We start from the raw sequence: 10956 nt of genomic DNA, 5'->3' as shown, positions 1-10956 counted from the left end.
AGCCACACTGCAATCTGCGGCATATAGTCCATCAGCTGCAGGCTCCAGCGATGCAGCTGCTCCGGAAATTGCTTGATGCTGACCGCAATGGTCGAAAAGCTGTCTGCAATCTCCGGTACAATCAGAAACATACCCAAAAAAATGACGCCAACCACCAGAATCAAGCTGAGAATCATGCTCAGCGGACGTTTCATGCGCCACCAGATGGGAGGTTTCTCCGGTATATTTTTCTTTTGCTGGGGCATCTTCTTGCGTTTAGCGTATGGCTCGTCAAACAGCTTTCGCTCCAAAAAGCGCATGGGCACATTGATGATAAACGCCAGCGAACCGCCGATCAAAAACGGCAGCACCAGACCAATCGCCAAACCCACCAGCTTCCCGATAAATTCCGTGTTTTTCAGTCCCCAGTTGAGCAAAATTGCAAAGGAAACAATCCCCACAATCTTTTTAATATTTTCTTTATCCAGCTGCATACTCTATCCTCCGAAGCTCCTGATGGAAATTCCTTTCTCTGTTTTCATTGTACCTTCCCTGCCCTATATTTGCAATCTTCTTTTCCATATTTTCCTACAAAATAAAACTTTCTCCGCGGCGATGCAGAGTTACCACATGATCTGCAAAGGCCGCTGCCTGTGGAGCCTGTTTTACTTTCTGGCAGACCGAAAAATCTCCCCAAAAGTGGATGGGAACGATTTTGTCCGCTTTGACTGCCTGCGAAAAGGCACAGATTCCGCGCAGGCAATCCTCCTCCAAACGAGGGTCCACCGGAACAAAAGCAAGGTCGATCGCCCGATCACCCACCGCTTTTTTCAGATACTGCATCTGCTGCAAATATCGCTTTTCCTGGTCAAGATTAAATTCGTCCTCTTCTCCCTGCCAGTGCCACCAGTTCAGATCACCGGCGTGGTAGATCAGCTTGCCGTCGATTTCGACCAGATACCCCAGGCCAATGTCGGTGGATTCAAAGGTGGTGATCGTTGCATCAGCAAGTGTGATTGTCTGATTGTTTGCCGCAAAAATTCCTTTTTCGTACAGCACATCCAGTTCCTCGGGCAGCACAAAACGCACCCGCGGCAGGCTGTCCAGCGCAAAAACCTTCGGATCAAAGTGGTCCTGATGCTCGTGCGATACAAAAACCAGCACATCCTCCTGTGCAATCTGCTGCGGCAACACCTTTCCCTGGTCAAGACCTTCTCCTTCCTGTGGGTTTAATACATCGCCAAACAGATCAAACAACAGCAGATGCCGGTCGGTCTGCACTGCAACGGCACTGTGATCCAGATACCAGAATTTCATAAAATTTCCCTCCCCCTCTATAAAAAAAGAGCCGCAGACAGCAGAGGATGTCCATTTCCCCTTGCTGCACCCTTTGCGGCTCTTTGTTGTATTTGATTTGCCCTGACAGACTACAGTTCTTCCTTGTCTGTTTCTTCTTCCTGCTCTGTTTCCATCACAGGTTCTTCTTCTACAGCCGGTTCGCTCTCCTCAGCTTCTGCAGGCTGTTCCTGTTCTGGCTGCTCTGCCTCACAGGTCTCCTCGGCTGTCTGAGCAGCCTCTTCCTGTACCTGAGTGTCCTGCTCTGCCGGCTGTTCCTCAGATTCACAGCACTCATTACATTCGCCGCAAGGACACTCGGTATAGTCGTCCTCCTGCTGTGCCTGACGGTCGCGAACCAATTTTGTACATACAGCGGCTGCACCTGCTGCAGCTGCTCCTAAAAGTGCAAGAATTGCTAACTTTTTCATACTTTCTCAAACTCCTTTCTGGTTGGAATTTATCCTTTAACCTTATCTCCATATATATCATAAAATGAAACATTTGTCACTAGAAAATTGATTAACAAACTGATAATTTTCTAACATCAGATATTTTCCCTCATTTTTGTCAAAAAGTTTGGATTTTTTCTGAAATTCCCCTCGTTTACCGCTTTATTCCTGCAAGCATTTGGGATATAATAGGAGTGCCTATGGTAAAAATACCTATCAATGATAGACTCTGCAAAAAGAAGGAGCTTACTATGAACGTTTTAATCATCGGCTGTGGAAAGGTTGGTTCCCGTTTGGCCGATATTCTCTGTCAATTTGGACACGATGTTTCGATCATCGCCCTCAAGCGTGAGAGCTTTGACCTGCTCTCGGACGATTTTTCCGGCTTCACCATCCAGGGTGTACCAATCGACCTGGACATCCTGCGTCAGGCAGGCATCGAGGGCTGTGATGCTATCGCAGCCGTCACGGAGGACGATAACACCAACATTATGGTTTGCCAGATTGCACGCGAAATATTCAATGTGCCCAAAATCATCGCCCGTATTTTCGACCCACTGCGCGAGGATATCTTTTCCCGCTTTGATATTCAGTCGGTTTGTCCCACCAACATCACCGTTTCCTCGGTGTATGCCATGCTGACCAACCGCACGCAGACCCGTCATATCACCGTTGGAAACGAAGTCATGTCGGTATCCACCATGAAGGCGCCTCATGAGGTTTGGGGAAAAACCGTCGCAGAGGCTGCCCGCTACCTCCAGCCGGAATCGCTGATCGCTATTGTCGATGAAACCGGTGAGATCACCATGGCGGTGGATATTCTGCTGAATCCTTCCACCCAGCGAACCATCAGCTCCAGCGACAAATTGCTTGTCAGCACCGACATCCGGTAATGCTCCCCAGGAAAGGAAGGTCCATGATGAATGTTATTGTAATCGGCGGAGGAAAGGTCGGCTTCTATCTGTGCAAAACACTGCTGGAACACGGCCATCAGCCGCTCATCATTGAAAAAAATAAACGCACCTGCGAATATGCGTCCAATCAGCTGGACATCACCACCATCAATGCGGACGGTTCTACCATCGAAGCGCTGACCACCGCCAATGCTTCCCGTGCGGATGCTGTCATCGCCGTCACCGGTCTGGACCAGGACAACCTGATTTCCTGCCAGCTGGCCAAAAAGATTTTTCATGTTCCAAAGACGGTTGCCCGTGTCAACAACCCTAAAAATGCTGCTGTCATGAAGCGGTTGGGCGTTGATATTCCAATCTCCAGCACCGACAACATTGCTCGACTGCTGGAGCGTGAGGTCGACAGCGCACGCATCAAATCGCTGCTGTCGCTCAACCGCGGCGAAGCCTCGCTGAGTGAGATGCTCATCCCCGACAACTATGTGCTGCATGGAAAACGTCTGTTTGAGCTGGACATCCCTGAGGACGCCGTCATCACTGCTATTTTCCGCGATGACAAGCTGATTATTCCCCGTGGTAATGCGCAGATCATGAGCGGAGACAAGATTCTGGTCATCGCAAAGGACCGCATCATCCACGAGCTGTCCGCTGCACTGAAATTAAAATAGGCAATAAAAAATCCGAAGAGAAATTCTCTTCGGATTTTTATTATTTTGCTTAGTCCTGACGGGAACGGCGGTTTGCGCTGCCGCGTTTGACTTCGCCGCGATACTTCTTCAGATCGGACATCTTGTCGTCGCTGGTCTGTTTAAATTTATTGAGCATATCTTCAAAGGAAGCGTTTTCGTTTCTTTTTGGATTCCACTCATAGCTGCTGACCTGCTGAGGATTGAACGGACGTTTGTTGTCATATCGCTTGTTAAAGTTGTTTCTGGAACCATTTCTTGGTCCGTTTCCACGTGGACCTGCGGATTCCTGTCGTGGTTCCCTTGGCATTGCTTTTTTGATCGAAAGGCTGATCTTGCCTTCCTCGGTGATGTTGATGACCTTGACCTTGACGATCTGGTCCTGTTTGAGATACTGGGAAATATCCTCTACATAAGCTGTGGATACTTCAGAGATGTGCACCATGCCGGTTTTGCCTTCGGGCAGCTCCACAAAAGCGCCGAATTTTGTAATGCCGGTAACCTTGCCTTCCAGTACGTCTCCAATTGCTAACTGCATATTCCTACTACGTCCTCCTCAAAAAATTTGCTCAGCTTGCCTGGCTGTCGATAAAGATATGCTCGTCTGGATAGCCGTACCCATATTGTTCATACGCGACCTTGTCAAGAGTCTCCGCCTGATCCTGTTCCAACTGGTTTTCCAGCTCTTTGTTCAATTCCTCTTGCTGTTTGATGCTGTTTTCCAGTTGCTGGAGCTGATATTCCTTTTCAGAGATTTCCATCTGGGTACCTGCAATCTTAAAAGAGCAGATCCCGACAAAAACAGCCATCGCAATCACCAGAAGACGGTTAGTGCTCGGTTTTTTCTTTTTTTTGGCTGCCATCGGTATCCCCTCCCGTTGTTCGTATATCCTTAAACCGGTTACATAGATTATACAACAATATCCGCTTTCGTTGCAAGTTATATTTTTTCTTTTGAATCATTTTTTTCAAAATCTTTTTCACCATGGCACGAAGCGAATTGACGATTTTCCACACCAATTTACAGATACAGTACAGCGGGAACAGCACAATCCTGCACAGCCGGCGGAGCACCGATGCAATCGCGCTGGCAGCATGCACCATAACACTGCCCAGCGACAGATGCCACACCACCCATCCGATGAGTTCTCCCACCAAAATATATCCTCGCACCTGTCCGCTGTTATCCTTGAGCACAAAGCCCAGCGTCACCATCGCACACACCAGAAAATATGCCACATCCTCCAGTGTGACTGCCAGCGGCCGATGGCGCATCTGCAAACGAAGAACACGCAGCAGGTCGTACAGAAGCGACAGCCCTGCGCCGACCAGCAGCGAATACAAAAACAGCTGGGTTTCCCTGGCAACAGTAATATCGGTCATCATCTATCGAAACATCCTCGCAAAAAATCCACCGCGCACCGCCTGCTCCGAGTAGCTGAGCGAATCTATCTGTCCCTCCAGATTCAGCTCTCCGACCTCCACATCGATGCGGTTGATATGAAGCCCACTGCCGCGCACTGTCAGTTCTCCCAGCTCGGTATAGACCACCACCGTCTGGTCATCAAAGCTGTCGATATCCGACACACCAGTCACTGTCAGGCTTCCTCGTTCCTCCAAAATTAGATTGTGTGCCCCCAGACTTCTTTTTTCCTCGTTCACAACGATCGCCGTCCTTTCTGTTTTGAGTTTCCGCTCTATCCTTATGACGGTCTGTCCGTTTTTAGAACGAGGATGCAGGTTTCCTGCAAAGGAGACAAAAAATCCTCCAGATGATCTGGAGGATTTTTTCTGCAATAGTATCAAGGTTGGAGAAATCAACAGATGGCTCTATCGTCCTTTTTTATGGATCAATGCTTTTGGAAGTTTGGAACGGTAAACCTCAAAAAAGTTTTTCAGGGCAGGATGCAGCAGTTCCTTCTGCTCCATTTTGCGGTACCCCGCTTCGTTTACCCAGCAAAAGCCCACGACCTCCTCCGGCTGCATGACGATCTCTTCGTCTTTCGGGTCACAGCAGACCACAAAGGTATCCAGAAAGCTGTGCAGACGGCGTTCCTGCGCCACCAGAATCATCTTCTGCGGCGGGATCTGCAGTCCGATTTCTTCCCTTGTTTCCCTCATTGCCGCGGTCAGCGTATCTTCTCCCTGAATCGCCGAACCACCAGTACAGGCCCATTTTAATCCAAACGGAATATCAGGATGGCGCTGGGTCAACAGTACCTCTCCGCGGCTGTTATAGATCCAGATATTGACCACCAGATGATAGTCTCCGTCCTCAATCGGTTCTCCGCGCAGATGCACCCTTTGCGTTTTGATGCGGTCCGCATCATAAATATCCCAGTATTCGGCCATTCCGATTCTCCTTCTCGATTGCGATTTGAAATTATACCAATCTGCGGATCTTTTCTTCCAGAGTACCTGGCAGCAGGTCCATTACTGGAATCTGTGGCATCACATAGCAGCCTGGTTTCTGGCAGAGAGTTGCTCTTGCACATGCCACCATGATCTGAGAGGTCAGTGCAGGGTTGTTGATCTTCATGTTGAACTCAAACAGCTGGTTATGTGTGGTGCCGGAAACACCCTTGCGGACCAGGTTGACACCGTGGCCTTTATCCATCAATGCCTTGACGGAAGGAACCTGCATTACATGAGTCTCATCATGTTTGAAGTAGTCGTCCTCCAGAATAGCGCGTTTTGCTGCTTCAAAATCAGCGCCTTCCTCCATCTCGACATAGACGTTTCTTCTGTGGATACCAGTTCCGAGCGGAATGGTCATCGACAGTGCATCCTTGACGCCTTCTTTGCCCTTTGCCGCTACCGAATGACCCATGCTCATACCTGGACCAAAGTTTGTATCAGTGATACCTTTCGGAGCGCAGGCTTCGAGAAGGGTGCGGACAACCGAGTCAGATCCTGGGTCCCAGCCAGCAGAGATGACCGATACAGCACCGGTCTGTTTTGCTGCTTCATCCAGTGTGCAGTGCAGATCCCAGATCTTGGTATGAATATCAAAGCTGTCAACAGTATTGATACCTTTTGCCAGATACTGTTTTGCATGTTCCTCCACCGAACGGGTTGGCAGACACAGCAGAGCTACCTGCGGTTTTACCGGCAGCTTGTCTACATCGTCAACAACACAGATACCAGCCAGTTCCTTTGGCAGTTCTTTGCCAACCGAGTGGCGAACAACGCCGACCAGTTCAAAATCTTCTGCGGCTTCGACTGCCTGAAGGGCATAGTGACCGATGTTTCCATAACCAACAATCACAGCTTTTACTTTTTCCATACACAACATTCCCTTCTATTTTTTATTACATCAGGTTAAACCAAATTTAACCTTTAAAAATAGTAACACGTAAAAAAGCACACGTCAAGCAAAGATACTTGTATTTTTTTACTTTTTTCTTAATAAACAAACAGGGCACGGAAAAATTTCCGTGCCCTGTATTTGCATGACTATTTTACCATGAAATCTTTCATTGTGATTGGCAGATCTGCCTCATCGCAGGAAACGGTGAAGATAATCTCTGCATCGCTCTGAATCTGAGACAGCTTCTGAACCATTGCTGCAAAACCTTCGTAGTCTTTTTCAACTTCGCCGACTTTGCCGATCTTGAAGGTGCCATCTACGAACAGATGGGTGATGTCATAGTTGCCAGCCAGGAAGCCTGCCAGGAAACCGAACAGATTTGCGAAACCTTTGATCTGATATTCATCGCTGTTAACCAGACGAACGGTGTTTGGCAGCTCGCGAGCCAGTTTGTCGCCTTTTTCTACGCAAACAACATTGCCTTTGGATTCTTCAGCAGCTTTTTTTGCCATGTCGATGAGGGTTTTGGTTTTGCCGGTACCTTTGGTGCCTACGATAAGTTTAATCATTTGAAATTCCTCCCTGATAACAATGTATTGAAAACTATTGCTATACGTAAATAAGAATGATGCTGCTTACTGCAGCTGCGCTTCCAGCGCCTGTTTCTGATCTTCATATCCTGGTTTGCCCAGCAGAGCAAACATATTCTTTTTGTAGCTTTCTACGCCTGGCTGGTTAAACGGATTGACCGCCAGCAGATAACCGGACATTGCACATGCCTTTTCAAAGAAGTAAATCATGTAGCCCAGTTCCTGCTCGTTAATCTCTTCCACCTGCAGCACCATGTTTGGTACGCCGCCCTGAGTGTGTGCAAGGATGGTGCCCTGCATCGCCTTGTGGTTGACCACCGACATATTCTGGTTGGACAGGAAGTTGAGTCCGTCAAAATTGTTGGGGTCTGGTTCAATGAAGAGATCCTGCTGCGGATGTTTGATATCAACAACCGTTTCAAACAGGATGCGGGAACCTTCCTGAATGAACTGTCCCATCGAATGAAGATCGGTCGAGAAAATTGCCGACGAAGGATAGATACCCTTGTTATCCTTGCCTTCGCTCTCGCCAAACAGCTGCTTGTACCATTCTGCCATCATGGTAAAGGCCGGTTCATAGGAAACCAGAATCTCGATGGCCTTTCCTTTGCGGTAGAGGATGTTGCGCAGTGCTGCATAGCGGTAGCAGTCGTTTTTCTCCAGATCGCACTCTGCCAGCGCTTCTCTGGCCTGTGCTGCACCCTGCATCAACAGGTCGATATTCGAACCGGAAACGGCAATCGGCAGTAAGCCAACTGCAGTCAGCACCGAATATCTTCCGCCGACATCGTCCGGAACGACAAAGGTTTCATAGCCTTCCTCGTCTGCCAGCTGTTTGAGTGTTCCGCGTGCTTTGTCGGTGGTGCAGAAGATGTGGTCCTTTGCACCCTCGCGGCCATATTTTTCAATGGCAAGCTTGCGGAAAATACGGAATGCCAGCGCCGGCTCGGTGGTTGTTCCTGATTTGGAGATGACATTGATCGAAAAATCTTTGCCCTCACAGATCTTCAGTATCTGGTTGAGGTACGAAGGGCTGATGCTGTTGCCGACAAAATAAATCTTTGGAGTGTCAGCTGCAAGCTCATTGTACATCTGCGAATGGAGCAGCTCTATTGCTGCTCTGGCGCCCAGATAGCTTCCGCCGATACCGATAACTACCAGCACCTGCGAATTTTTCTGGATCTTTGCAGCAGCCTTTTTGATCCGCTCAAACTCTTCCTTGTCGTAATCGGCCGGAAGATCCAGCCAGCCCAGAAAATCGTTGCCCAGACCGGATTTTTCATGGATTGTGCGGTGTGCTGCCTCTACCTGTGGGTATATTGCCTTCAATTCTTCCTCTTTGACAAAGGATTGCAGATATTTTGCATTCAATGTAACAGCCATTGATGATCCTTCCTTTCAGGCTTGCCTGTCAACGAGCATTTGCTCTCGGATAGATACAAACGTTGTCTTATCGGGTGATATAGTTATTTTACCTTATTTGCACCGATTTTGCAAGGCTCTTTTTGTAAAATCCCACCTTTTCTTCTGGAATCTATCTCTTTTTTGTGGCAAAAATTGCAGTTCTTTTTCTTTGTATATAGAATAAAAATTACTTTCATTTTTTAAATTTTTATGCAACTTTGATAAAGGCGCAGCTATTGAACATAAGATCGGAGCGACTTGTATATAAATATCTAAAAAAGCAATCTTCAGGGAGGCATCTTTGATGAATAAGCAAAGCAAAATCAAACGGGTTTTACAGATTGCCGCCGTCACCCTTGCCATTGCCATCTGTGCAGCAGGACTTCCGGCTTCTGCCGACGACACCAAAAAAACGGTTGCTATGAGCTATACTGCCAAATCGGTGCTGCTGATCGAACAGCAGACCGGTCAGGTTCTGTTTGAGCAGAATCCCACCGAGGCGCTGGCGCCTGCCTCGCTGACCAAACTGATGGATCTGATCCTGATCTGCGAAGCGCTCGATCAGGGAGTGCTCACCATCGACCAGACGCTGACCTGCTCTGCCTATGCCAAAACGATGGGCGGATCGGAGATCTGGCTCAAGGAAGGCGAACAGATGACGGTAGATGAGCTTCTCAAGGCGCTGATCGTCGCCAGCGCCAACGACGCTGCCGTCGTCTTTGCCGAGGCCATCTGCGCCAGCGAGCAAGCCTTTGTGGAAAAGATGAACCAGCGCGCACAGGAGATGGGTCTTGTGAACACCCACTTTGTCAACTGCACCGGCTTTGACGAGGAAGGACACTACACCTGCGCGCAGGATGTTGCAGCAATGGCGCGGGAATTGATGGAGCATCACAGCGACCTCATTGTTCCCTATTCCACCATCTGGATGGACAGTCTGCGCGCAGGAGAAACCGAGCTTGTCAACACCAACCGCCTGGTCCGCTTTTATGACGGAACCACCGGACTGAAAACCGGAACGACCGACGCTGCCGGTCATTGTCTGTGTGCCACCGCTACCCGCGGTGACTTCGATCTGATTGCCGTCGTTATGGGATGCAAGACCAGCGATCAGCGCTTTGAGGAAGCAAAACAGCTGCTGGACTACGGATTTGGCAGCTTTATGCGCTACCAGCCTCAGCCGGTCGATGACCAGCTGCTTCCTGTTCCTGTCACTCGCGGCGTACAAACCGAGGTCACTCCTCTGCTTTCCCAGCTGCCGCAGGCGATCATCCGCAAGGATCAGGCAGAGCTGATCGAAACGAAGGTACAGCTTGCCTCGGAGGTTGAGGCGCCTGTCAGCCAGGGTCAGGAGCTGGGCAAGGTATCTTTGATACTGGAAGGAGAAACTTTGGCGGAAGAGCCCATCTGCGCCTCCAATGAGGTGGAGCGGCTGACCTTCTCCAAGAGTTTTCAGCGGCTGCTGCAAGGACTTATAAAGATGAGCTAAGGTTCTGCGGATATTTCACTGCTTCTCCCTGAGTGCAACAAAGAAGGTGTGCAGCATAATGCTCCACACCTTCTTTGTGTTTTTATTTTGCTCTGGCGGGCAACGAGCGAAGCGACCTGCGCGAGAACGGAGTTTTCAGGTTCGCGTTGCCGAGCAACACAGAGTAATATCGGCATATTCTTCTCTAAAGTTCGGAGAATGGGCAAAACCCATTCTCATGCCCGCATCACCAAAAGGATGGCGACGCACAAAGCAGGTATGCGGGCCTCGTGCGATAGCACCGAAACAGCTTTGCTGCCCCTTTCGGTTTTTGTTTTGTATGGTTTGATTGTTGGGACGTTGTCCCAAGCCCTACCAAAGGCGTTGCCTTTGGAAACCACGAGCTTTTGAAAGAAAGTTAGATTGAAAACGAGTTTTCAATCAGGAGTTTGCTCTTTTTGCCCATGAAGGATTGGGCAAAATTGCCTGCGGCAACCGAGCAAAGCTCCGCCGACCAAAAACTTTATTTTGTTTCTTAGGGCAGTTTTACATGCAACAAATAAATGCCGGCAAAAGCCGGCATTTTGCACTGACGTGCGATAGCATCGAAAAGGGACACTACCCCTATCGATTTTATTTTATATCTTTTGATAAGTTGGGGTTCCTCGCCTAGGGCACATATATGTGCCCTTAGCCCCCGCAAACTTTTGTGTACAAAAGTTTGACAAAAAACTTCTGTTTGTGCTGAAGTGACCCCCAAAAGTTAGACAATATTTGAAAGTAAAAATTGTTTAAGCAACCGAAAGGGCTTGTTGTCTGTG

Annotated in this window: 13 protein-coding genes and 1 pseudogene; 3 read left to right on the top strand and 11 right to left on the bottom strand. The window is 48.7% G+C overall.

Features of this window, described 5'->3' with window-relative positions:
• From Q0L39_RS08470 to Q0L39_RS08460, 3 genes and pseudogenes are all read right to left on the bottom strand, one after another.
• A pseudogene (locus Q0L39_RS08470) lies at positions 1 to 473 on the bottom strand (hypothetical protein); the annotation flags it as partial.
• Positions 474 to 567: 94 nt separating this feature from the next.
• On the bottom strand, positions 568 to 1296 hold the full coding sequence (locus Q0L39_RS08465; protein WP_296628339.1) for an MBL fold metallo-hydrolase: 729 nt from the start codon (positions 1294 to 1296) through the stop codon (positions 568 to 570).
• Between the two features lie 110 nt (positions 1297 to 1406).
• Positions 1407 to 1745 (bottom strand): hypothetical protein, encoded by a 339-nt coding sequence (locus Q0L39_RS08460; protein ID WP_296628337.1) that lies wholly within the window; start codon positions 1743 to 1745, stop codon positions 1407 to 1409.
• A gap of 272 nt (positions 1746 to 2017) precedes the next feature.
• On the opposite strand from Q0L39_RS08460, the gene Q0L39_RS08455 reads away from it, so the two are divergent.
• Both Q0L39_RS08455 and Q0L39_RS08450 read left to right on the top strand, forming a co-directional pair.
• Positions 2018 to 2659, top strand: coding sequence for a TrkA family potassium uptake protein (locus Q0L39_RS08455; protein ID WP_296628336.1), 642 nt, complete (start codon positions 2018 to 2020; stop codon positions 2657 to 2659).
• A 26-nt stretch (positions 2660 to 2685) separates the two neighbouring features.
• Positions 2686 to 3345 (top strand): TrkA family potassium uptake protein, encoded by a 660-nt coding sequence (locus Q0L39_RS08450; RefSeq protein WP_296628334.1) that lies wholly within the window; start codon positions 2686 to 2688, stop codon positions 3343 to 3345.
• Between the two features lie 49 nt (positions 3346 to 3394).
• Here Q0L39_RS08450 and Q0L39_RS08445 read toward each other — a convergent pair whose 3' ends face one another.
• The 8 genes from Q0L39_RS08445 to Q0L39_RS08410 form a co-directional block, all read right to left on the bottom strand.
• Entirely contained in the window at positions 3395 to 3901 is a 507-nt protein-coding gene (locus Q0L39_RS08445) for a S1 RNA-binding domain-containing protein (protein WP_296628331.1), read from the bottom strand.
• A 31-nt stretch (positions 3902 to 3932) separates the two neighbouring features.
• The gene (locus tag Q0L39_RS08440) at positions 3933 to 4226 is read right to left on the bottom strand and encodes a septum formation initiator family protein (RefSeq protein WP_296628329.1); all 294 of its coding nucleotides are present in this window, start codon (positions 4224 to 4226) and stop codon (positions 3933 to 3935) included.
• On the bottom strand, positions 4192 to 4749 hold the full coding sequence (gene yabQ, locus Q0L39_RS08435) for a spore cortex biosynthesis protein YabQ (RefSeq protein ID WP_296628328.1): 558 nt from the start codon (positions 4747 to 4749) through the stop codon (positions 4192 to 4194). The genes Q0L39_RS08440 and yabQ overlap by 35 nt, the downstream gene beginning before the upstream one ends.
• Entirely contained in the window at positions 4750 to 5025 is a 276-nt protein-coding gene (yabP, locus tag Q0L39_RS08430; RefSeq protein ID WP_366916354.1) for a sporulation protein YabP, read from the bottom strand.
• Between the two features lie 168 nt (positions 5026 to 5193).
• The gene (locus Q0L39_RS08425; RefSeq protein WP_296628326.1) at positions 5194 to 5715 is read right to left on the bottom strand and encodes an NUDIX domain-containing protein; all 522 of its coding nucleotides are present in this window, start codon (positions 5713 to 5715) and stop codon (positions 5194 to 5196) included.
• Positions 5716 to 5746: 31 nt separating this feature from the next.
• Complete coding sequence (locus Q0L39_RS08420; protein ID WP_296628323.1) at positions 5747 to 6649, bottom strand: diaminopimelate dehydrogenase; 903 nt, start codon at positions 6647 to 6649, stop codon at positions 5747 to 5749.
• Positions 6650 to 6819: 170 nt separating this feature from the next.
• Entirely contained in the window at positions 6820 to 7242 is a 423-nt protein-coding gene (locus Q0L39_RS08415; protein WP_296628321.1) for a hypothetical protein, read from the bottom strand.
• Positions 7243 to 7308: 66 nt separating this feature from the next.
• Positions 7309 to 8646 (bottom strand): glucose-6-phosphate isomerase, encoded by a 1338-nt coding sequence (locus Q0L39_RS08410; RefSeq protein WP_296628319.1) that lies wholly within the window; start codon positions 8644 to 8646, stop codon positions 7309 to 7311.
• Positions 8647 to 8971: 325 nt separating this feature from the next.
• On the opposite strand from Q0L39_RS08410, the gene Q0L39_RS08405 reads away from it, so the two are divergent.
• Positions 8972 to 10156: a D-alanyl-D-alanine carboxypeptidase family protein gene (locus Q0L39_RS08405; RefSeq protein WP_296628318.1), complete on the top strand. Its 1185-nt coding sequence runs from the start codon at positions 8972 to 8974 to the stop codon at positions 10154 to 10156.
• Positions 10157 to 10956 lie beyond the last annotated feature (800 nt).

This window comes from uncultured Negativibacillus sp. (assembly GCF_944388365.1).
Taxonomy (GTDB): domain Bacteria; phylum Bacillota; class Clostridia; order Oscillospirales; family Ruminococcaceae; genus Negativibacillus.
The sequence above is the reverse complement of the archived record's forward strand: the minus strand, read 5'-3'. Positions and strand labels throughout refer to the sequence as shown.